General features: G+C 71.7%; 20 protein-coding genes. 10 read left to right on the plus strand and 10 right to left on the minus strand.

Annotation, left to right across the window (positions count from 1 at the left end):
- Positions 1–79 precede the first annotated feature (79 nt).
- Positions 80–2,689, minus strand: coding sequence for a rifamycin-inactivating phosphotransferase (gene rph, locus ACH4UK_RS32100; RefSeq protein ID WP_398361993.1), 2,610 nt, complete (start codon positions 2,687–2,689; stop codon positions 80–82).
- A 281-nt stretch (positions 2,690–2,970) separates the two neighbouring features.
- Positions 2,971–3,714: a TioE family transcriptional regulator gene (locus ACH4UK_RS32105; protein ID WP_398361995.1), complete on the minus strand. Its 744-nt coding sequence runs from the start codon at positions 3,712–3,714 to the stop codon at positions 2,971–2,973.
- A 58-nt stretch (positions 3,715–3,772) separates the two neighbouring features.
- Between ACH4UK_RS32105 and ACH4UK_RS32110 the strand changes: the two genes are divergently transcribed.
- The 9 genes from ACH4UK_RS32110 to ACH4UK_RS32150 all read left to right on the plus strand — a co-directional run bounded on the left by ACH4UK_RS32110 (position 3,773) and on the right by ACH4UK_RS32150 (position 13,588).
- Positions 3,773–5,050, plus strand: coding sequence for an erythromycin esterase family protein (locus ACH4UK_RS32110; RefSeq protein ID WP_398361997.1), 1,278 nt, complete (start codon positions 3,773–3,775; stop codon positions 5,048–5,050).
- Between the two features lie 27 nt (positions 5,051–5,077).
- Entirely contained in the window at positions 5,078–5,977 is a 900-nt protein-coding gene (locus ACH4UK_RS32115) for a TIGR03620 family F420-dependent LLM class oxidoreductase (RefSeq protein WP_398361999.1), read from the plus strand.
- A 173-nt stretch (positions 5,978–6,150) separates the two neighbouring features.
- Positions 6,151–7,245, plus strand: a complete 1,095-nt coding sequence (locus ACH4UK_RS32120) for a Rieske 2Fe-2S domain-containing protein (RefSeq protein WP_398362001.1) — start codon at positions 6,151–6,153, stop codon at positions 7,243–7,245.
- A 314-nt stretch (positions 7,246–7,559) separates the two neighbouring features.
- Complete coding sequence (locus ACH4UK_RS32125; protein ID WP_398362003.1) at positions 7,560–8,321, plus strand: DeoR/GlpR family DNA-binding transcription regulator; 762 nt, start codon at positions 7,560–7,562, stop codon at positions 8,319–8,321.
- 138 nt (positions 8,322–8,459) lie between these two features.
- The gene (locus ACH4UK_RS32130; RefSeq protein WP_398362005.1) at positions 8,460–9,827 is read left to right on the plus strand and encodes an ABC transporter substrate-binding protein; all 1,368 of its coding nucleotides are present in this window, start codon (positions 8,460–8,462) and stop codon (positions 9,825–9,827) included.
- Positions 9,824–10,786, plus strand: coding sequence for a carbohydrate ABC transporter permease (locus ACH4UK_RS32135; protein ID WP_398362007.1), 963 nt, complete (start codon positions 9,824–9,826; stop codon positions 10,784–10,786). Before ACH4UK_RS32130 ends, ACH4UK_RS32135 begins: the two co-directional genes overlap by 4 nt.
- On the plus strand, positions 10,783–11,667 hold the full coding sequence (locus tag ACH4UK_RS32140) for a carbohydrate ABC transporter permease (RefSeq protein ID WP_398362009.1): 885 nt from the start codon (positions 10,783–10,785) through the stop codon (positions 11,665–11,667). Before ACH4UK_RS32135 ends, ACH4UK_RS32140 begins: the two co-directional genes overlap by 4 nt.
- Positions 11,664–12,653, plus strand: a complete 990-nt coding sequence (locus ACH4UK_RS32145; protein WP_398362011.1) for a zinc-dependent alcohol dehydrogenase family protein — start codon at positions 11,664–11,666, stop codon at positions 12,651–12,653. The genes ACH4UK_RS32140 and ACH4UK_RS32145 overlap by 4 nt, the downstream gene beginning before the upstream one ends.
- On the plus strand, positions 12,650–13,588 hold the full coding sequence (locus ACH4UK_RS32150) for a PfkB family carbohydrate kinase (RefSeq protein WP_398362013.1): 939 nt from the start codon (positions 12,650–12,652) through the stop codon (positions 13,586–13,588). The genes ACH4UK_RS32145 and ACH4UK_RS32150 overlap by 4 nt, the downstream gene beginning before the upstream one ends.
- Positions 13,589–13,950: 362 nt before the next feature.
- Here ACH4UK_RS32150 and ACH4UK_RS32155 read toward each other — a convergent pair whose 3' ends face one another.
- Entirely contained in the window at positions 13,951–14,544 is a 594-nt protein-coding gene (locus ACH4UK_RS32155) for a TetR family transcriptional regulator (RefSeq protein ID WP_398362015.1), read from the minus strand.
- Between the two features lie 91 nt (positions 14,545–14,635).
- Here ACH4UK_RS32155 and ACH4UK_RS32160 point away from each other — a divergent pair, with 91 nt between their 5' ends.
- Positions 14,636–15,568 carry an NmrA family NAD(P)-binding protein gene (locus tag ACH4UK_RS32160; RefSeq protein ID WP_398362016.1) on the plus strand — a complete coding sequence of 311 codons (933 nt, stop codon included), beginning with the start codon at positions 14,636–14,638 and terminating at the stop codon, positions 15,566–15,568.
- Here the strand turns inward: ACH4UK_RS32160 and ACH4UK_RS32165 are convergent.
- The 7 genes from ACH4UK_RS32165 to ACH4UK_RS32195 all read right to left on the minus strand — a co-directional run bounded on the left by ACH4UK_RS32165 (position 15,556) and on the right by ACH4UK_RS32195 (position 20,867).
- Positions 15,556–15,942, minus strand: coding sequence for a VOC family protein (locus tag ACH4UK_RS32165; protein WP_398362018.1), 387 nt, complete (start codon positions 15,940–15,942; stop codon positions 15,556–15,558). The genes ACH4UK_RS32160 and ACH4UK_RS32165 overlap by 13 nt on opposite strands.
- A 49-nt stretch (positions 15,943–15,991) precedes the next feature.
- Positions 15,992–16,423: a DUF4190 domain-containing protein gene (locus ACH4UK_RS32170; protein WP_398362020.1), complete on the minus strand. Its 432-nt coding sequence runs from the start codon at positions 16,421–16,423 to the stop codon at positions 15,992–15,994.
- An 86-nt stretch (positions 16,424–16,509) separates the two neighbouring features.
- A complete protein-coding gene (locus ACH4UK_RS32175; protein ID WP_398362022.1) occupies positions 16,510–17,064 on the minus strand; it encodes an FABP family protein in 555 nt (184 codons plus the stop codon).
- A 543-nt stretch (positions 17,065–17,607) separates the two neighbouring features.
- Positions 17,608–17,826, minus strand: a complete 219-nt coding sequence (locus ACH4UK_RS32180) for an MbtH family protein (RefSeq protein WP_398362307.1) — start codon at positions 17,824–17,826, stop codon at positions 17,608–17,610.
- 232 nt (positions 17,827–18,058) lie between these two features.
- Entirely contained in the window at positions 18,059–18,952 is an 894-nt protein-coding gene (locus tag ACH4UK_RS32185; RefSeq protein WP_398362024.1) for a siderophore-interacting protein, read from the minus strand.
- Positions 18,953–19,122: 170 nt separating this feature from the next.
- The gene (locus tag ACH4UK_RS32190) at positions 19,123–19,686 is read right to left on the minus strand and encodes a DJ-1/PfpI/YhbO family deglycase/protease (protein ID WP_398362026.1); all 564 of its coding nucleotides are present in this window, start codon (positions 19,684–19,686) and stop codon (positions 19,123–19,125) included.
- 89 nt (positions 19,687–19,775) lie between these two features.
- Entirely contained in the window at positions 19,776–20,867 is a 1,092-nt protein-coding gene (locus ACH4UK_RS32195) for a glutamate--cysteine ligase (protein ID WP_398362028.1), read from the minus strand.
- Between the last annotated feature and the right edge of the window lie 15 nt (positions 20,868–20,882).

The following is a 20,882-nucleotide window of genomic DNA, read 5'->3' on the forward strand; positions in this document are numbered from 1 at the left end:
GTGAGACATATCAAGGCGACGGTCCCGGGCGGCAGGGCCCGCCACCACGGCCCTGCACACCTCGGTCATCGGTCATCGGTCACGGCAGGATTTCGACGTACCCGTCGATTCCGTGCACGCGGATACGCTGCCCGTCCCGGATCCGCCGCGTGGCCTGCTCCACTCCCACGACGGCCGGCAGACCGTACTCCCGGGCGATCACCGCGCCATGGGTCATCAGGCCGCCCACCTCGGTCACCAGTCCCGCGATGCCGACGAACAGGGGCGTCCAGCTGGGGTCCGTGAAACGCGTGACCAGGATGTCGCCCGCCTCGAGGTCCGCATCCGCCATGTCCAGAATGACCCGAGCCCTCCCCTCGACCGTCCCGGCCGCGACCGGCAGGCCGATCAGCGCGCCGGCCGGAGCGTCCTCGCGGCGGTACGCACCCGTGACGGCCTCGCCGTCCGACGTGAGCACCCGAGGCGGGGTGAGCGCGCCGTAGGAACGGAACGCGTCCTTGCGCTGCTGGACCAGCCGGCTGTCCACCCGGCCCGATCCGGCGGCGTCCTCGAACTCCTGGAACGTGAGGTAGAAGACGTCTTCCCGCTCGGGAATCACCTGGGCCCGCACGAGACGATCGGCCTCCTCCAGGAGGGCCTGCTTGTAGACGAAGTAGCGGCTGACGATGCCGTACTTCGGATACTCGCGGTACCCGATGAAGGTCCGCAGACGGTCGATCATCCGCTTCGTCTCGTCGGCTTTGCGCTCCCCGTCCGGCAGGGCCCGCAGCCGGGACAGGACGTCCTGTTCCATCCGCTCCGCCTTCAGCCGTCCCTGTTCGAAGCGGCGCTCGGCGGCGCCCGGTTCGAAGGCCCGGACGTTGTCGAGGATCACGGACACGAGCGTGGTGGGACGCTCGCGCCACCGCGGCCTCGTGATGTCGATCTCGCCGACGCAGCGCATCCCGTACCGGTCCAGGTAGGCCTGGATGGCGTCGCGCGCCTCGGCCCCGCCCGCGAGGCCTTCCAGCCGGTCGAGGAAGTCGCCGTCCCCGACGCCCCGCAGGAACGTCACCACCTCGGGATGCGGGCGGATGACGTCCGCGACGTCGAGCAGGGCCAGTCCCATCTCCGAGGTGATGTTGTCCGGTGCGGACAGCGTGAGCGTGTCGGCCGCGTTCTTCTCTCCCAGCCACTCCTGCAGGTGGTCGGTGAGCCACCAGGTGGCCTCCATGCCGGCCATGATCGCCTGGATGCTCAGCGGATCGGACAGCACCCGCTTGTGTTCCTCGAAGGCCTCCCGCAGGAAGGCGAACAGGGCCGGTCCGCTCTTCGCACGGATGTCGCGGGCCAGCGCGGCGACGGAGGCCTCACTGCGCTCGATCAGCTCGGTGACGATGCCCGGGTCGGTCTCGATCGGAGTGGGTGGACCGCCGGCCGGCGGTCCACCCGGGCTCGCCTCCGGGCTCGTTTCCGGCAGCGTCGGGATGAAGTCATCGCGCTCCAGGACGGTCTCCAGAGCGTCCCTGACCAGCGGATCCCCCTTCTCCATGATGTCCAGGAGGGCGGCGCGGCTCGTGGGCGTGGCCAGTCGCCGGGTGACGTCGACGAACAGCCTGCCGCCCGCTTCGTGCATCGGCACCATGGCCGTCAGCTGCCACATGGAGAATCCCAGCGGCTTCATGGGGTCGGTCATCATCTGCTGATGACCGACGGAGACGTAGACGTGGGGGTCCTCGTCACCGGATACGGGAACGGGGAACAGGGTGGTGATCGGCCTGCTCTGGACGATCTGGAAACCGTCGTCGCCCAGACACCACTCGATGTCCTGCGGGCTGCCGAAGTGCGCTTCGATCCGACGCCCCTGCCGCACGAGCCGCACCGCCTGCTCGTCCGTCAGCGTCGGCTGCGACTGCCGCCGCGGGTCGAGCGCCACCTGTCGGGTACCGCCGGCCGGCCGTGCGTGGACGGCGAGCTCCTTGGCGGCGATGGTCCTGGCGACGACTTCGCCGTCCCGCACGGTGAACACGTCCGGGTTCACCAGGCCGGAGACCAGGGCCTCGCCGAGGCCGAAACCGGCGTCCACGGTGGCGACCTTCCGGTTTCCCGTGACGGGGTCGGCCGTGAACAGGATGCCGGAGACCTGCGGCTGGACCATCTCCTGCACGACCACCGCGAGGTGGACCGTACGGTGGTCGATCCCGTTCCGGTTGCGGTAGGTCACGGCCCGCTCGGTGAACAGCGAGGCCCAGCACCGGCGGATGTGCTCAAGGACCGCCGTCGGTCCGACGACGTTCAGATACGTGTCCTGCTGCCCGGCGGCGGAGGCGGTCGGCAGGTCCTCCGCCGTGGCGCTGGACCGCACCGCGTAGGCGGTCTGCTCGCCGTGCCGGGCGAGCTCGCGGGTGATCGCCGCCGCGGTCCCCTCCGGGACGGCGGTCTCCTCGATCGTCCGGCGGATCTCCGCGCTGAGCGTGCGGGTGGCCTCCCGGTCGTCCGGGCTCAGGCGCGACAGCCGGTCGAGCAGATCGTCGATCGAGGGCGCCTCGGCCATGATCCGCCGGAAGGCGTCGGTCGTGACGCAGAAGCCGGCCGGCACCCGGACGCCTTCGATCCGAGCCAGTTCACCCAGGTTCGCGCCCTTGCCGCCGACGGCCGCCACCTGGCGCGCGTCGACCTCGCGGAGATTCACCACATGCCGCTCGGTCATCGCGTCACCTCCACGGCTGCCGCGTTCCCTCGCACCGCACCGGCTCGCCGCTCCTCTCTTCCGACGTCACCGCATCCCTCGTACGTCGACAACATCAAAGGCACGTCGTGCTCCCGTTTCCGCAGGTGGTGGGGGGTAGGCCGACCATTCTGCGCCAGGACCGGGGCCTTGCCGCAAGCCCCCCTGTGCGCTATAAATTAAGAGTGGCGAGGAGAGGATTCTCCTCGCCTTTCGCATGTCCCTCTCGCCGCCCCGCTCGGCCCGGCCGACTTTTTCCCGCCTCACGCACGGTCTCCTTCGCCGTCCCGGAGGTAGGCGTCCAGCGCGGCGGCCCCGGCGAGCATGGCGCGCCCACGGGCGGACAGGCGGGCGTGCCAGTCGCGCAGGGCGGCCTCCAGCGGGTCCAGCCCGCCGGCCGCCCGCAGCTGGGCGATCAACGGGGCGATCTGGTCCAGCCGGTAGCCGCCGCGCCTGAGCTGGTGGGCCAGTCCGACGTCCCGTACGTCGTCCACGGCGTACGTCCGATAGCCGGTTCGCGGGTCACGGCGCGGGGTCACCAGGCCGGCGCGCTCCCATGTGCGGAGTGTGGCGGGCCTGATCCCGAGCTTGGCCGCCAGCGGTCCGATGAACACGCCGCCGGGGCTCGACGCGCCGTCGGGGGCGGGCACGGCGCCGGGCTCCAGGTCGCGGAGGGCTCGCTCGACGGCTCGCAGCGTGCGCCGGTCCTCCAGGAGTTGGGCGTGGCTCTCGTCGATGAGGCGCAGCGCCTCCTGCGCGTCGTCCCCGTTCACCGCCCGCATGATCGATGTCGCGGTCCCGTGTCCATGTCCCGGGATCAGGGCGAGGAACGCCTTCAGGGCGTGCGCGTGCCGCGGTGCGTAGGTGCGGTAGCCGTGGGGGGTGCGCCCGGCGGGCGGCAGGATCCCGGCGGCCTCGTAGTTCCGGACGGCCTGGGTCGACAATCCGTGCGGACGGGCCAGGTCGACGGGCCGGAGACGCAGGGTCGTTTGAGGGTTTTGCCTCATGCACCGGACGATAGCGCGGAAAAGTTTCAACCGATGGTTCAACGATACGGTTGAAGCCATGGCAGACGACATCAAGGACATCGCCCACGCCGTCGACGCGGCCTCCGTGATGAGGTTGTTCCCCTCCGCGCCCCGGATGCTGACGCTGGGCGAGCCCACCCACGGGGTGGACGCCCCTCTCCGGCTGCGCAACGCGCTCTTCCGGCAGCTCGTCGAACGGGAGGGCTACCGGACGATCACCATCGAGAGCGACTGCGTGGCGGGACTCCTGGTGGACGACTTCGTGACGGGAGGTGCGGGCACGCTCGACGAGGTCATGGAGCAGGGCTTCAGCCACGGGCTCGGGGCGTCCGCCGCCCAGCGTGAACTGGTGTGCTGGATGCGCACGTTCAACGACGGCAGGCCCGCGTCCGACCTGCTCCGCTTCGCCGGATTCGACGGCCCGCTGGAGATGGCCGCCGCCGCGAGCCCCCGTCGGGCTCTCACCGCGCTCCACGGCTATCTCGCGGACCACGTGGACACGGGGCTGCTCCCCTGCACAGCCGAGACGCTCGACCGTCTCCTGGGCGTCGAGGACCGTTGGACCGACACCGCGGCGATGCTGGATCCGTCCGCGTCCTTCGGGCAGTCGGCCGAGGCCGGGGAACTGCGGCTGCTCGCCGACGATCTGGGGGCACTGCTCGACGCGTGGCGGCCGCATCTGGTCGCGACGACCCCGAGGGAGGAGTGGGATCGGGCGCGCCTGTACGGGCGGACCGCCGTGGGGCTGCTGCGCTACCACTTCTGGATGGCCGACACGTCACCGAGCCGGCTGGCACGGCTGGTGGGCCTGCGCGATCAGATGATGGCCGGCAATCTCCTCGCACTGGCCGAACGGGGGCCCGTGCTGGTGCACGCCCACAACAGTCATCTCCAGCGGGACATGAGCTCGATGAGGATGGGCGGTCAGCCGCTGGAGTGGTGGAGTGCGGGCGCCATCGCCGCAACCCACCTGGGCGAGGAGTACGGCTTCCTGGCAACCGCGTTCGGCACATTGCGGCACAAGGACGTCGACGTTCCGCCGCCGGGCACCCTCGAAGGAGAGCTCTACGCACTCGGGGAGGATCACTGCCTGGTGGACGCCTCCGAGCTGGCCGCCGCCCTCGGGCCCGCGGGCCCCGTCCGGCGTACGTCCCCGTACTTCGGCTACGCGCCGCTCGACCCGGCGCATCTGGGCCGCATCGACGGAGTCGTGTTCATGAAGGACGTCCCGGAGGACCAGCAGCCCTTCCAGGGGACCCCCGAGCCGAGCCCTCCGCACGCCCGGACGGGTGACCGCCCTGCCGCCCAGGAATAGTCGGCACGGTCCGTTGTTGACCCGACCATGACTTCTGAGATTTCCGGGACGGGCAGAACATTCGGGCGTGTGGGTATCTGGAGCGGCGCCCTGCACGCGTCGCGGGTGGACGACGCGGGCAAGGAAGCGATCGCGGAGGCGCTCGCCGAGCTCGAGGAGCTGGGGTACGGCACCGTCTGGATCGGGGGCAGTCCGACGCCCGGGGACGCCGCCGCCGTCGTGGCCGCCACCCGTACGCTCACCGTGGCCACCGGCATCCTGAGTATCTGGGATCACACGGCCGAGGAGGTGGCGGCCGGGGTCGCGGCGATCGATCCGGGGGCGCGCCGTCGGCTGGTGCTCGGCCTGGGGGTCAGCCACGGCCCGATGGTGCCGCAGTACGCCAAGCCGTACAGCGCGATGGTGGCCTATCTCGACGCACTCGACGCCGCCGAACCGTCGGTGGGCTCCGGGCACCGGGTCCTGGCGGCACTGGGGCCCAAGATGATCGAGCTCGCGGCCGGGCGGGCGCTGGGGGCCCATCCCTACCTCGTCACCACCGAGCACACCGCGGAGGCCCGCGAGTCGCTCGGCCCCGACGCCCTGCTCGCCCCGGAGCTGACCGTGGTGCTGGACACCGACACCGACCGGGCCCGCACCACCGCGCGGACGATGCTCGGGATGTATCTCCAACTGCCCAACTACACCGACAATCTGTTGCGCCTGGGGTTCACCGAAGGCGACTTCGAGGGCGGCGGCAGTGTCCGTCTGCTCGACGCCCTGTTCGCGCTGGGCGACGCCGAGCGGGTGAAGCGCCGGACCCAGGAGTACCTCGACGCCGGCGCGGACCATGTCGCGTTGCAGGTGCTCACCGCCGACGAGGGCGGGGCCGGTCTGCCCCGGGCCGAGTGGCGTGAACTGGCCGAGGCCTTCGGCGACGAGCTCTGACGGACCGGACGCGTTCCACCGCGCGTCCACGGCCCCCGACCGCCCCTCCCCCTCTTCGCCCGGTCTGTCAACACGTCGCACCTCTCCTCCCGTTCGGGTGGTGTGCGGCGTGTCGGGAGGATCCCGGGGCGGCTCTGGGCAGCCTCCGTGCGACCGATCATGGAGGGGGAGTCGTGGGAGTGTCACGCGAGTTCGGGCGCGCCATCACCGAGGGGCCGACACCGGCCGACGCGGCGGGAGCGCCCGGACTGCCTTATCCGAGCGGCTGGTCCGCGCTGGCCTTCTCCCACGAGTTACGGCCGGGCACTGTGCTGACCCGGCCCCTCGCGGGGCACGACGTCGTCCTCTACCGCACCGGCACGGGAGCGCTTCGCGCCGTCCGTCCGTACTGCCCGCACCTGGGGGCCCATCTCGGTCTGGCGAAGGTCGAGGGGGAGGATCTCACGTGCCCCTTCCACTTCTTCTCCTTCGGCCCCGACGGGGCGTGCGTGCGCACCGGGTACGGCACACCGCCGCCGCGGTCCCCGCTGACCCACCTGCCCGTCCACGAGGTGAACGGGGGCGTCTTCGTCTGGCGTCACCATGACGGCCGGGATCCGGACTGGTTCATCCCGCCGTGGCACGAGATCGGGCACCGGCCCGCTCGTACGGCCGCCTGGGAGTTGGCCGGCCATGCCCAGGAAGTCATCGAGAACTCGGTCGACCTCGGCCACTTCGCCACCCTGCACGGCTGGGCGAAGGCCGAGATCGAGGGACCTGTGGCATACGACGGCGCCGGGTTCCACGTCTCCATGCGGGCCCATGAGTCGGCGCCGCTCATCGGCGACTTCACCGTCGATGTGCGGGTGGACGGCTATGGACTCGGGTGCCTGCACGCCGACGTGCACACACCCCGCTTCGGGCTGCGGATGTGCACGATGGTGATGCCGACGGCCATCGGACCCAACCGGATGCAGTTCCGGCAGCTGAACCGCATCGCCTTCGACGAGCCGGGCCGGCTGCCGCCCCGGCTGGCCCGCCTCGTCAGCCGGACCGCGGCCCGGCTCCTGGACGGCCCCGTCTTCCGGTCCAGTTGCGAGTTCACCGCCGCCGATTTCCCGATCTGGCATCACAAGCAGTACCAGCAGCCGCCCCGGCTGGCTTCCGGTGACGGGCCGATCGGCCCGTTCCGGCGCTGGGCCAGGCGGTTCTATCCGGAGGCGCCCGGCCGGAGCGCTGTGCCCCGCTCCCACCCCGGTGGGGGCGAGGACGGCGCCGCGCCCTCCTGACCTCTCCGGTCCGCCGCGCCGTCCGCCCCGGCCTTCCCGCGCCTCCGGTCGGCACAGCGGACGCCGGGACTCCGCAATACGGGCACCATGCGGGCAGTGATCACGCGAAAGCGGGCAGTACGCTCTGCCGGAACAATGGTCGTTCCGGGTCTGACCAGCATCGTCACCCCCGGGAAAGCGGGCACGAACGGGCCGAGCGGATCCGGTGAAGCAGCTGGTCGTAGCCTGGGGAGGCTTGTACAAACGACACATGAGCCCGAACGGACAACGGGTTCCGCCCGTAACGGGCCCAGCAGCGACCAGGGAAGTGCGCCGTGGACACCGAGGAACGCCGTCGGGGAATTCTGGACACGGCCCGACGGGAGGGCTCGGTCGGTGTGAACGCCCTCGCGGACCTGTTCAAGGTGGCCAAGGAGACCGTCCGCCGCGATCTGCATGTGCTGGAGGAGCACGGACTCGTCCGCCGGACCCACGGCGGCGCCTACCCGGTGGAGTCGGCCGGCTTCGAGACCACGCTCGCCGTCCGCACCACCCGTAACGTGCCACAGAAGTCGCGGATAGCGGCCGCCGCCGCCGATCTGCTCGGCGACGCCGAGACGGTCTTCGTCGACGAGGGCTTCACCCCGCAGCTCGTCGCCGAGGCGCTCCCCAAGGACCGGCCGCTGACCGTGGTCACCGCTTCCCTGGCCGTCGCCACCTCCCTCGCCGGGGCGGACAAGACCTCGGTCCTCCTGCTGGGCGGCCGGGTGCGCGGATCGACGATGGCGACCGTCGACCACTGGGCCTCCCGGATGCTCTCGGAGTTCGTCATCGACCTCGCGTATGTCGGGGCCAACGGCATCTCCCGCGAGTACGGCCTCACCACGCCGGACCCCGCCGTCGCCGAGGTGAAGGCGCAGGCGCTGCGCAGCTCCCGGCGCAGGATCTTCGCCGGGATCCACAGCAAGTTCGGCGCGGTGAGCTTCTGCCGGTTCGCCGGGGTCGGCGACTTCGAAGCCATCGTCACCGACGCCGGGCTGCCCTCGGCCGAGGCGCAGCGCTACTCCCTCCAGGGCCCTCAGGTCATCCGCGTCTGACCGGCCCCACCGCCCGTACTCCCCCACCCGCACGGCTCCCGCACCCGCACCACCCGTTCCATCCTCGCCGCCGGGGCCTGGCTCGCCATGCCCGCAACGACCCGATCACCGAGCCGCTACGACTGATCAGGAGCCCCCATGCCCCATCCACGACAGCGCCGTCGACCACGTCTGCGGGGTCGGGCCTGCGCCGCGACCGCCGCACTGGCCCTGCTCGCCACCGGCTGCGCCGGAGCGGGCGGGACCGCCTTCGGGGGCGGCGACGCGTTGAACGTCCTGATGGTGAACAACCCGCAGATGGTCGAACTGCAGAAACTGACCGCGAAGCACTTCACGAAGGAGACCGGCATCAAGGTCCACTTCACGGTGCTGCCCGAGAACGACGTGCGCGACAAGATCAGCCAGGACTTCTCCAACCAGGCCGGCCAGTACGACATCGCCACCATCAGCAACTTCGAACTGCCCTTCTTCGCCAAGAACGGCTGGCTGCACCCCCTCGACGACTACGCCGAGGCCGACACCGCCTTCGACCAGAAGGACATCCTGCAGCCGCTGCGGGAATCGCTGACCGCCGAGGACGGCAAGCTCTACGCCCAGCCCTTCTACGGCGAGTCGTCCTTCCTGATGTACCGCAAGGACGTCTTCGAGGAGCAGGGCCTCACGATGCCCGCGAAGCCGACCTGGGATCAGGTGGCGAAGCTCGCCGAGCAGACGGACGGGGCGGAGCGCGGGATGAAGGGCATCTGCCTGCGCGGGCTGCCGGGCTGGGGCGAGGTCATCGCCCCGCTCACCACGGTCGTCAACACGATGGGCGGCACCTGGTTCACCGAGGACTGGGAGCCCCGGCTGACGGCGCCGGAGTTCAAGAAGGCGACGAAGTTCTATGTCGACCTGGTGCGCAAGCACGGTGAACTCGGCGCGCCGCAGTCCGGGTACGCCGAGTGCCTGAACAACATGACCCAGGGCAAGACCGCCATGTGGTACGACGCCACGGCCGGCGCCGGGTCCCTGGAGGCGAAGGGCTCCCCCGTGAAGGGGAAGATCGGGTACGTCCCCGCCCCCGTCGAGCGGACCGAGAGCTCCGGCTGGCTCTACACCTGGGCCTGGGGTCTGCAGAAGGCGTCCAAGAAGTCCGACGACGCCTGGAAGTTCGTGTCCTGGGCGTCGGGCAAGGAGTACGAGGAGCTCGTCGGGGCCACCAGCGGCTGGTCCAACGTGCCCGCCGGCAAACGGGCTTCCACCTACGCCAACCCCGACTACCGGGCGGAGGCGGGAGCGTTCGCCGATGTCACGGAGCGGGCCATCTCCCAGGCCAACCCGACGAATCCCGGCACCCAGCCCCGTCCGACGGCCGGCATCCAGTTCGTGGGCGTACCGGAGTTCACCGATCTGGGCACCAAGGTGGCGCAGGAGATCAGCGCCGCCATCGCGGGCCGCCAGTCGGTGGACGACGCGCTGGCCGCCTCCCAGAAGCTGGCCGAGAAGGTTGCGGAGGAGTACCGATGACCGTCACCGCGACGCGAGAGACCACCTCACCTCCGGTGCCGGTGAAGAAGCCGGGCGGCGGCAGCAGACGGCGCGCCTGGGCGACCCGCGCTCCCCTGCTGCCCGCGCTGATCTTCCTGATAGCCGTCACCCAACTGCCCTTCGTGGCGACCCTGGTGATCTCGCTCTTCGACTGGAACTCCCTCAAACCGGAGAAGCGCCACTTCACCGGTCTCTCCAACTACGCGTCCGTCTTCACCGACGAGGCGTTGCGCGAGTCCGTGGTGACGACCGTGGTCCTGACCGCGTCGGTCGTGATCGTCAGCGTGGTGCTGGGACTCGCCTTCGCGCTGCTGCTCGACCGCACCTTCTTCGGCCGGGGGTTCGTGCGCACGCTGCTGATCACCCCGTTCTTGTTGGTGCCGGTCTCGGCGGCGCTGCTGTGGAAGCACGCGCTCTACAACCCCGAGTACGGGCTGTTCAACGGGGCGCTCACCTGGTTCGGCGAGCTGTTCGGCATCGAGAGCATCGCGCAGCCCGAGTGGACGTCCGAGATGCCGCTGATCGCCATCGAGGCATCCCTCGTGTGGCAGTGGACACCGTTCATGATGCTGATCCTGCTGGCCGGACTGCAGAGCCGGCCGGCCGAGATCATGGAGGCCGCCCGGCTGGACGGGGCCGGTCCCTGGCAGATCTTCCGCTATCTGACCCTGCCGCATCTGCGCCGCTACCTCGAACTCGGCATCCTGCTCGGGTCGGTGTACATCGTGCAGAACTTCGACGCGGTGTTCACGATCACCTCCGGCGGTCTCGGCACCGCCAACCTCCCGTACACCGTCTACGAGACCTTCTACCGGGCCCATGAGTACGGGCTGGCATCGGCCGCGGGCGTGGTCGTGGTGATCGGCACGATCATCATCGCCACCTTCGCGCTCCGTGTGGTCTCGTCTCTCTTCCGTGAGGAGGCGGGCCGCTCATGAGCGCCTCGACCGCGACTTCTCCCTCCGTTTCCGCATCGGTCAACGGCCCCGAGCGCAAGGCCCGGCGGCGCTCCGCCGCCCTCGGCGTGGTCGCCTGGACCGTGGGGATCGTCTTCTGTCTGCCCGCGCTGTGGATGCTGCTGACGTCCTTCCACGCGGAGGCGGACGCGGCGACCAACCCGCCTTCCCTCGCCGCCTCGTTGACGCTCGACGGCTACCGCACCTTCTTCGGCGGCGGTGGCGGCCCGACGCCGTGGCCCCCGCTGGTCAACTCGCTGGCGGCCTCGCTCTTCTCGACCGTGCTGGTGCTCCTGCTCGCGCTGCCGGCCGCCTACGCGCTGTCCATCCGGCCGGTGCGCAAGTGGACGGACGTGATGTTCTTCTTCCTGTCCACCAAGATGCTGCCGGTCGTCGCCGGGCTGCTGCCGGTGTACCTGTTCGCGAAGAACACCGGTCTGCTGGACAACATCTGGCTGCTGGTCCTGCTCTACACCTCGATGAACCTGCCCATCGCGGTGTGGATGATGCAGTCCTTCCTCGCCGACGTCCCCGTCTCGATCATCGAGGCGGCGCAGGTCGACGGAGCCCGGCTGCCGACGGTCCTGCGCCGGATCATCGCGCCGATCGCCGGTCCCGGCATCGCCGCGACCGCCCTGATCTGCTTCATCTTCAGCTGGAACGAGCTGTTGTTCGCCCGGGTGCTGACCGGCGTGGTCGCCGGTACCGCACCCGTCCATCTGACCACCTTCGTCACCAGCCAGGGCCTCTTCCTCGCCCAGCTGTGCGCGGCCTCGGTGGTCGTGTCCCTGCCGGTGCTCGTCGCCGGCTACGCCGCCCAGGACAAACTCGTCCAGGGCCTCTCTCTGGGAGCAGTCAAATGAGGGCAGCCATCGTCGAAGCCCCCGGCAAGGTCTCCGTGACCACCGTCCCGGATCCCACGCCCGGCCGTCGCGACGTGGTCGTCAAGGTGGCGTCGTGCGGGCTGTGCGGTACCGATCTCCACATCCTCCAGGGCGAGTTCGCGCCGACCCTGCCGATCGTGCCCGGTCATGAGTTCGCCGGGGAGGTCGTCGGCATCGGCGCGGACGTCACCGAGCTGTCCGTAGGCGACAAGGTCGCCGTCGACCCCTCGCTGCACTGTCACGAGTGCCGCTACTGCCGTTCGGGCCGGGGGAACCTCTGCGACAACTGGGCGGCGATCGGCGTCACCGTTCCCGGGGGCGCGGCCGAGTACGCGGTGGCGCCCGTCGCCAACTGCGTACGCCTGCCGGAGCACATCGACGTCCGGGACGCGGCGCTCATCGAGCCGCTGTCCTGCGCGGTGCGGGGGTACGACGTCCTCAACGGGAATCTCGGGGCCCAGGTGCTGATCTACGGGTCGGGGACCATGGGGCTGATGATGCTGGAGCTGGCCAAGCGCACCGGCGCGGCGTCGGTGGACATGCTGGACATCAACGCCCAGCGGCTGGCCACCGCGACGACCCTGGGCTGCACGGGCGCGGCCGCCCGCGCCGAGGAGCTGGACCGTCCGGGCGGGTGGGACGTGGTCATCGACGCCACGGGCAACGCCGGGGCCATCCAGGACGGTCTGGGGCGGGTGGCCAAGGGCGGCACGTTCCTCCAGTTCGGGGTCTCCGACTACGCCACCACGGCGGTGATCGAGCCGTACCGGATCTACAACCAGGAGATCACCATCACCGGCTCGATGGCAGTGCTGCACAGTTACGAGCGGGCCGCGGCGCTCTTCGCGAGTGGGGTGCTGGACGCTTCGGTGTTCATCAGCGACCGGCTGCCGCTGGAGCAGTACCCGCAGGCGATCGAGCGTTTCCAGGCGGGGATCGGCCGCAAGATCGTGGTGGAGCCGTGACGGAGTCCGTGGTCCCGGGTGCGGCTGGGGACCCCGGCGCGGTCCTGGTGCTCGGCGAGGCGCTGGTGGATCTGGTCCCGGCCGGGGGTGACGCCGGGACTCTGGCGGCCCAGCCGGGCGGGGCGCCCGCGAACGTCGCGGTGGGTCTGGCCCGGCTCGGCGGGCGGCCGTCCTTCGTCGGCGGGCTCGGTGACGACGCCTTCGCGGCCCGCGTCGAGGCGTGGCTGACCGGTGCGGGCGTCGATCTCTCGCTGAGTGCCCGGTCCTCGCTGCCCACGGCGCTCGCGGTGGCCGACCCGGGCAGCCGCGGGAACACCTACCACTTCCACCTGCGGGACACGGCGACCTTCGAGCTGCCCGACCGCACGGCGGAGGCGGGGCGCTTCGGCGCGGTGTACGTGGGCGGGCTCGCCGCGGTCGTGGAGCCGGCGGCCCGTGCGGTGGCCGCCACCGCGCGGGCGGCCGCCCGCGACGGGCTGCTCGCGGTGGACCCCAATGTGCGCGAGGACCGCACGCTGGATCCCGTGCGGGGCCTGGACCGGCTGCGGGAGCTGTGCGCCCTCGCGCGGGTCGTGAAGGCGAGCGACGAGGATCTGGTGCGCCTGTGGCCGGACGCGGAGCCGGAGGCGAGCTGCCGCAGGCTCGCCCGGCAGGGGCGGCTGGTGGTGCTGACGCGGGGCTCGCGGGGCGCGACCGCGTACGTCCAGGACGCCCCCGCGGTCTCCGTTCCCGCCCTGCCCGTGCGGGTGGTGAACACCATCGGCGCGGGCGACGCGTTCATGGCGGGGATGCTGACCTGGCTCGGCCGGGAGGCCGACTGGGATCCGGCGCTCTCCCCGGAGCAGACGAAGGCGATGCTGGAGTACGCGGCGGGAACGGCCGCGTCGGTCTGCGCCCGAGCCGGAACGGAACCCACGGCGCCGCTTGGGGTGTGAACCCGGCGTCCATCGGGCATCACCATCGGGACCCGAGTTCCGCACGGCCCTCCCCCGGCCCACGGAAACCACCGCGGCCCCACCGGGCTTCCCGCCCGGTGGGGCCGCGGTGTCGTGTCAGCTCTGCGGGCGCCTGCCGTGGTTCGCGGCGTTCTTGCGGCGGGCCTTCTTCTTACGACGTCGCTTCGAGGACATCGAACCCTCCTTCTCTGCTCTGTGCTCCATTGCGGACGGTCCACCGGGCGGTGCGACCCGGCGATCACCGGGCCGCCTACCCAGGGACACCGTGGCAAACACGCGGTGCGGGTGCAACCGGCGGTGGCCCGTCGGGCGGGGGTGGACAGATGTGCGGAGCCCGCCGGTCAGCCTTGCGGCCCGCCGGACCCGATGACCTGGGCGGTGTACCGCGCCAGATCAGCGCGGAGCTCCTCGCGCGCCAGGCCCTGCCGGGTGACCAGGTGCTCGACGAGATCGGCGCGCGTGGCTGCCAGCAGGGCGTGGGCGGCGAACGCGCTGCCGGTGAAGCCCTCGATCCGGTCCAGCACGGCACTCAGGGTGCGGTGCCAGCGTTCGTAGTGCTCGGCCCGGTAGGGGCTGTCGTCGCCGGTGTCCTCCAGCGCGAGGGCCAGGTGGCGGTTGTCGAGCTTGAAGCACAGGACGGCGTCCAGCAGGGCGGGGACGCGCTGGTGCGGTGGGGCCGCGGGGCCCAGCGGCGGGGGGCCGTCCTCGACGGCGGCCCGGATCGGTTCGAGTCGCGCCGCGAACAGCGCCTGGATCAGCCCGGTGCGGTCGCCGAAGCCGCGGAAGAGGGTCGCCTTGCCGACGCCGGCGGCCGCCGCGACATCGGCCATCGTGATGGCCGCGGGGCTCTCGCTGCGGGCGAAGAGAGCGTCGGCCGCCGCAAGGACGGCCGCACGGTTGCGGACGGCGTCCTTGCGGGGCGTGCGGGCGGTCATGGGATCTCCTCCGATTGCAAAACGGACCCTCGGTCCGTATCGTCACCAGCGAAACGGACCCAGGGTCCACATTCTAGGTGACGGAGCCGCCATGAACCCCGACACACCGCCGGCCGCCCCCGAACGGCACGGCGCGCACGGAGCCCGGGGCGGAAGCGTCCCCGCCGTCCTGGTCATCGGCGCGACCGGCACCACCGGCAGCCGCGTCGTCGCCCGGCTCGCCGCCGCCGGCCACCGGGTGCGGGCCGCATCCCGGTCCGCCCGCCTGGTCCCCGGCGCCGAGGAGGTCCGCTTCGACTGGGGGGACCCGGCGAGCCACGGCCCGGCGCTGACCGGGGTGGACCGGGTCTATCTGGTGCCCCCGGTCGGCGACCCCGACCCGGCCGAGGTGATGCTGCCCTTCCTGGAGCGGGCCCGCGAGACCGGTGTGGGCCGTGCGGTGCTGCTCAGCTCCTCCGCGATTCCCCCGGGCGGGCCCGCGACCGGCCTCGTCCACCAGGCCCTGCCGGGCCTCTTCGACGCATGGGCGGTGCTGCGGCCCTCCTGGTTCATGCAGAATTTCGCCGGGGCCCATCCGCACGCGGTGAGCATCCGCGAGGCCGGGGCCATCAGGACCGCCGCGGGCGACGGGCGGGTCGGGTTCGTGGACGCCGAGGACATCGCCGCCGTCGCCGTGCACGCCCTGACCGACGCGCGATCCCCCGACACCGATCTGGTCCTCACCGGTCCCCGGGCGCTGAGCTACGACGAGGTCGCGGCGGTCGTCGGCCGGACCACCGGACGCCCGGTGGTCCATGAGCGCCTGCGGCACGAGGAGATGCGCGACCATCTCGCCGCGACCGGGATGCCCGTGCCGTTCGCGGAGCTGCTCGCCGGATTGGACCGGGCCATCGCCCAGGGGGCCGAGGACCGGGTCACCGACACGGTGCGGCGCCTCACGGGGCGGCCGCCGGGCAACTTCGACACGTTCGTGGCCCGGGAGCTGCGGCCGTTGACGCGCGGGCCCGCAGTTCAGGGCCGGTAGCGCAGCGGATGGTCGTCCGGCACCTCGACGACGGCGATCCGCACCCCGTCGGGGTCCTCGATCCACATCTCGACCAGTCCCCAGGGTTCGCGCTTCGGCGGTCGCAGGACGGTCACGTCCTTGGACCGCAGCTCCTGGTGGGCGGCCTCGGCGTCGTCGACCTGGAGCCAGATCCGCACGGCCGACGACGGCGGCTCCCCGCCCCGGCCGGAGACCTCCAGGAACCCGCCGCCGAGGAAGTACACCGTGCCGCGCTCGGGGCCGGTGCCGAACTCGCGGTAGACGGCGAGGCCCAGGGCCTCGCCGTAGAAGGCGCGCGAACGCTCGGGGTCGGTGGGGTGCAGCAGAATCCTGCTGCCCAGTACGTGCACCATGGGCCGAGCGTACGCCTGCCACCCTGCGGGGCGGCTCCCCCGCGGTCCGTCAGTTGGTCAGCTCGTCGATGAAGTCGTCGGCGCACCGGTCCTCCGCCGCCTGGCCGTTGGCCCGGTTCACACAGTCCTCGAAGTCCGTGAACTCCTGGGAGTCGAACACGGCGATGGCCGCCACGAGGACGACCACGGAACCGATCAGCCCGAGCGCCCCGAGCACGGCGCCGACTATCGCCATCACCCGGCGCGGCGCGCGGCCCTGCCGGGTGCGGAGCGCGGCGATGACACCGAAGACGAGGGCGAGCAGGCCGAGGAGCAGCCCGCCCACCACGGTCCAGAAGAACAGGCAGGCGAGGAGGCCGAGAACGAGGGCGGCGACCGCGAAGCCGTTCGTCTGTGCGGGCGCCTGGCCACCGTAGGGGGCGGCGTGGTCGGCTCCGGGCTGCCCCGGGTAGGGGGAATCCGGGTATGAGGGAAGGGACATCGGGTGCGTGCTCCTGTTCTCCTGGCTTCCCGTGCACCTGCCCCGTGGTCCGGCCTCCATGCGCCGCTTCGGTCACGCTCCGGCAACTAAATACGCTGGCCAGGGGCTCGGTGGAGCTCCGCGGACAGGTGGTGTTGCAGGGGCTGGCCGACCGCGGCGAGATCGTGGACGAAGGCGAGCGTGTCCGGGTCCAACAGGGTGTAGCGGCGGCGGGTGGCGTCGACCTCCTTGGCGGTGGGGGCGAGGGCCACCCGCTCGGTGGCGAGGTCGACGACGCCGTCGCGGGCGTGGCCGGCCGAGATCTCCGCGATGCCGGTGGGCTGGGCGATCAGGGCCTCCACCCGCCCGTCCGGCTGCAGGCGCCACCAGCCGGTCTCCCGGCCGGACGGCCGCACGGGGCGCCCGTCCGCGTCGAGCAGCCAGGCCCGCGCCTCGTACGCGAGGAAGGGCCGGCCGTCGTGGCTGAACGTGACCTCCTGCCCGTACGCGAAGTCCGCCTCCAGCGTCGGATACCCGCCGCGGCCCGTGCCCCGCCAGGTGCCGAGGTAGCCGGCCACCGGGGCGAGCAGGGGATGCGGGGCGGGCGACTCGTCGAGGCGCAGGGCGTCGGGGAAGGGGAGTTGACGGGCGGGATCGTGCATGGGTGGGTGCGCTCCTGGGTCGGGCCGAGTCGGAGTCGCAGCCTAAGGGCTGTGCCGTAGTCGGTGCTGGATGGTCCGCCCGACCGGACGCCGGCGGCGAAGGCCGGGTCGGCGGTCTTGTGAAGAGCCGCAGGACGCCGACGACGGCGGGGACGAGCACGAGGGCCAAGGCGGGAGCCAGCAGCGGCGAAGAGGTGCGCAGCAGCACGGTCGTGAAGAGGAGGCACGCGGCAGGGCGGGTGGGAGAGGTGCCCGATCAAGGGCCCCCAGGTCCGCGGCCATGGCCTCCAGGGTGACGCCGCCGGACGGTTGAGGCGTTCAGCGCGATACCGCGGTTGTACGGGGAGATGACCCGGTAGCCCGCGGCGAGCGGGGCCCGGGGGCCGGGAGGCGGTCAGGCGGATGCCGCCGGGGCCCGGCCCTCCGGGCTTCGCGGACGGCGTCGAGCGGGGTTTCGAGGGCCTCCCCCGCGCCCGCCGCGCCGACTGACTCCGACGAGGAACCCCCGGCGGGCGACCAGGCCCGACCGCTCGGAGGGGGTACTCATCCGGGATCGGCCGCCATGCTCTCCATGAGGCTCTTGGGCCGCAGGTCGGTCCAGTTCTGCTCGACGTAGTCCAGGCAGGCCTGACGGCTGTCCTCCGGGTGGGCCACAGTCCATCCGGCGGGCACCTCGGCGAACGCGGGCCACAGGGAGTGCTGCCCCTCGTCGTTGACGAGCACCAGGTAGGCGCCGTCCTCGTCCTCGAACGGATTGGCCACAGAATCCTCCATCCACTTAGGCAAGGCTAGCTTTATTTGATCGCTGGCGACTTTACCCATCCATCGCGCAGTTGACGCCCGACATTCCACAACTCACTTACGTCCCGGCGGTTCTATTGGCATGACCTGAGCACCTCGGACGCCTCGGCGTGCGGGACGCCTTCTCACGCGGCCCCCGTCCCGGTGGCGCGCCGTTCGAACAGCACCCGGCCCAAGCGCCTCCGGGGCCCGGTCAGAGCCCGAGGTCGCTCAGGCGGGCCTCGTAGCGGATGGTGAGGTCCTCCGAGTCGCCGGCCGGGTTGTCCCAGAGCGCTTCCAGCTCGGACCGCACCACGTCGGGCAGCGCCTCGTACCGCTCGGACCAGGTGTCGGAGTTCGGTATCCAGTAGCCGACGACCTTGAAGCGCTCCGCCGGGAGCCCCAGCTCGCGCCGAAGGTAACGACGCACCGTGCGCAGGGCGTTGGTCTGCCCAGCCACCCAGACGTACCCGCCCGCGAGGTCCGTGCCGGGAGGCACCGCGGCGGTCACCAGATCGGCAAGACGGCTGGGGCCGTGGCCGTTTCCGCCGTAGGTCCAGGTCACCTTGGAGTCGGACAGCTCCCGCAGCGGCAGCACGGCCGAGGGGTCGGGCGCCTCCAGGACCACGCGGGTCCTGACGTGGTCCGGCGTGTTCTCCAGCAGGCGGGCGGCGGCGGGCAGACCGGTCTGGTCGGCGACCAGCACCTGCCAGGTGAGATCGGCCGGGGGGTTGTAGAGCCCGGTGGGGTCGTTGACGCCCACCACGTCCCCGGGCCGCGCCTCGGCGGCCCAGCCGGACGCCACCCCGCCCTCGTGCAGCACGAAGTCGATGTCGATCTCGCCCGCCTCCGGGCGCACCTCGCGGATCGTATAGGTGCGCATCGGCGCGACGGGCCGCCCCTCGGGGGTCTCCCAGCCGCCCTGCTCGGTCGTCCGGGGCAGCGAGACGTCGGTGCGGTCCGGGCCGTGCGGAAGGAAGATCCGCACGTACTCGTCTCCGACCCCGGTGGTCCGGAAACCCGTCAGACCGTCCCCGTGGAGGGTGACGCGGGTCATGGTCGCGGTGAGCGGCTGCACTCGGGCGACGACGGCTCGATGGATCGTCATGGACACTGCCCCTTCGTACGCGTGGTCGGCCTGAGCGCCTCGCCCGCCGGGACGAGAGAACCGAATTGACTTAGGTCAGCCTAACCTTCCATGAGCCTCAGTTCGAGAGGGCATCGGTTCGCCGCCGGCCCGAGCGGGCGGGTCACCGCCCAGGGCCGGTCCCGGGCCGCTCAGTCCTCCGCGAGCACGGCGTCGATCTCGCCGATGAAGTCGTCCAGGTCGCCGGGGTCGCGTGAGGTGATCAGCGACCAGCCCTCGGCGTCGTCGCGGACCACCGGCTTGTCGACCCAGGTGCCGCCCGCGTTGGTGATGTCGGTCCGCAGCGAGGCGTACGAGGTCAGCGTCTTGCCCCGGACATAGCCGCCCTCGATCAGCGCCCACGGCCCGTGGCAGATGGCGGCCACCGGGCGGCCGGACGCGGCGAACGAGCTGACGATCCGGGTGGTGGCGTCCGCCAGGCGCAGCGAGTCGGCGTTCAGCGTGCCGCCGGGCACCAGCAGAAGGTCGTACGCGGCGGGGTCGACGTCGTCGAGCGTGAGGTCGGGCTGCACGGTTTCGCCGGGGTCCCGGTCGCCGACGAGGGTGCGGATCCCGTCGGTGGAGACCGCGGCCACGCTGACCTGCGCCCCGTGTCCGCGCAGGTGGTTCACGGGGACGACCAGTTCGTCCTGCTCGACCCCGTAGTTGGTGACGATGGCCAGGATCCGGCGGTCGTCGAGAGCGGTGGTGGACATGGACTGCTCCTTACCTGTGGTGTCGTTCATCCGGTGCCGTTCATCCGGTCGCGGCGCCGGAAGGGGGGCGGCGGGGTGCCGGCGGCTCCTCATCCGGCCGTGACGCGGACGCATTCCGCGACGGTGTCGCGCAGGCTCCCGGTCCGCGCCAGGATGTCGCGCTGCACCCGCGCCCCGTTGCCGCGCCGTTCCACGGCGGCCAGGGCCCGCTCCGCGGCTTCCAGGTCGCCGTTGTCCTCCAGGGCGTCCCGCACATGGTCCAGCAGGGTCCGCAGGACGTCGGGCGCGGGCTCCGGCCGCAGGGTGCGAGGGTGGACCAGCCGGTCCTCCAGTCCCCGGCGGCCCGCCTGCCAGGTGGCCACGCGCAGCAGGGCCGTGCCCACATCCGGGGGTGGCTCGCCGGCCCGCCATTCCCGCGCGGCCGTGTCCACCAGGCCCCGTACCAGCGTGGCCAGCAGCACGGTGTCGGCCGGGTCCAGGCAGACGTCCGCGATCCTGACCTCCACGGTGGGGTAGCGGTGCGAGAGGCGCGCGTCGAAGTAGACCATCCCCTCGTCCCGGAGCGCGCCGGTGCCCACCAGGGACCGCACCCGGTCGTGGTACGCCTCGGCCGAGCCGAAGACGTCCACCGGTCCTGCCGACGGCCACCGGCCCCACACCTGGCTGCGATAGCTGCTGTACTGGCTGTCCTGGCCCTGCCAGAACGGGGAATTGGCGCTCAGGGCGAGCAGCACCGGCAGCCAGCAGCGCATCCGGTCGAGCACGGCGACGCCCTCCTCCTCCGAGGCCACCGCGACATGGACGTGACAGCCGCAGGTCAGTTGCTCCTGTGCGGTCAGTCCGTAGTGCTCCGCGATCCACCGGTACCGCTCGCCCGTGCCGATCGTCGGGCTGACCGGCAGCGGCGAGGTCGCCATGGCCACGACCGACGTCCCGGCGTCGGAGGCGTGCCGTACGGCCTCGGCTCGCCACCGGTGGACCGCGTCGGCGAGTTCGCCCATGTCCGCACACGGATGCGTGGCGAATTCCAACTGCTGACGGTGCAGTTCCGGTTCGAAGGCCGACTCCCCGGCCGCGTCCTTCTCGGCGAGCGCCAGCACCGCCGAGGACAGGGCCCGTGCCTCTCCGCTCGCCGCGTCGACCAGCAGCAGTTCTTCCTCGACACCCACGGTGCGGGCCACAGCGCCCTCCCCTTC

Origin of the sequence: Streptomyces sp. NPDC020884, assembly GCF_044333935.1 — a bacterium.
Lineage (GTDB): Bacteria > Actinomycetota > Actinomycetes > Streptomycetales > Streptomycetaceae > Streptomyces.

Coding starts and splice junctions, on each gene's coding strand:
- ACH4UK_RS32115 (WP_398361999.1), top strand. CDS start 5,078: ATGACTTCTGAGATTTCCGGGACGGGCAGAACATTCGGGCGTGTGGGT.
- ACH4UK_RS32190 (WP_398362026.1), bottom strand. CDS start 19,686: ATGTCCACCACCGCTCTCGACGACCGCCGGATCCTGGCCATCGTCACC.
- ACH4UK_RS32185 (WP_398362024.1), bottom strand. CDS start 18,952: ATGACGATCCATCGAGCCGTCGTCGCCCGAGTGCAGCCGCTCACCGCG.
- ACH4UK_RS32155 (WP_398362015.1), bottom strand. CDS start 14,544: ATGACCGCCCGCACGCCCCGCAAGGACGCCGTCCGCAACCGTGCGGCC.
- rph (WP_398361993.1), bottom strand. CDS start 2,689: ATGACCGAGCGGCATGTGGTGAATCTCCGCGAGGTCGACGCGCGCCAG.
- ACH4UK_RS32130 (WP_398362005.1), top strand. CDS start 8,460: ATGCCCCATCCACGACAGCGCCGTCGACCACGTCTGCGGGGTCGGGCC.
- ACH4UK_RS32160 (WP_398362016.1), top strand. CDS start 14,636: ATGAACCCCGACACACCGCCGGCCGCCCCCGAACGGCACGGCGCGCAC.
- ACH4UK_RS32110 (WP_398361997.1), top strand. CDS start 3,773: ATGGCAGACGACATCAAGGACATCGCCCACGCCGTCGACGCGGCCTCC.
- ACH4UK_RS32175 (WP_398362022.1), bottom strand. CDS start 17,064: ATGCACGATCCCGCCCGTCAACTCCCCTTCCCCGACGCCCTGCGCCTC.
- ACH4UK_RS32105 (WP_398361995.1), bottom strand. CDS start 3,714: ATGAGGCAAAACCCTCAAACGACCCTGCGTCTCCGGCCCGTCGACCTG.
- ACH4UK_RS32140 (WP_398362009.1), top strand. CDS start 10,783: ATGAGCGCCTCGACCGCGACTTCTCCCTCCGTTTCCGCATCGGTCAAC.
- ACH4UK_RS32135 (WP_398362007.1), top strand. CDS start 9,824: ATGACCGTCACCGCGACGCGAGAGACCACCTCACCTCCGGTGCCGGTG.
- ACH4UK_RS32145 (WP_398362011.1), top strand. CDS start 11,664: ATGAGGGCAGCCATCGTCGAAGCCCCCGGCAAGGTCTCCGTGACCACC.
- ACH4UK_RS32170 (WP_398362020.1), bottom strand. CDS start 16,423: ATGTCCCTTCCCTCATACCCGGATTCCCCCTACCCGGGGCAGCCCGGA.
- ACH4UK_RS32165 (WP_398362018.1), bottom strand. CDS start 15,942: ATGGTGCACGTACTGGGCAGCAGGATTCTGCTGCACCCCACCGACCCC.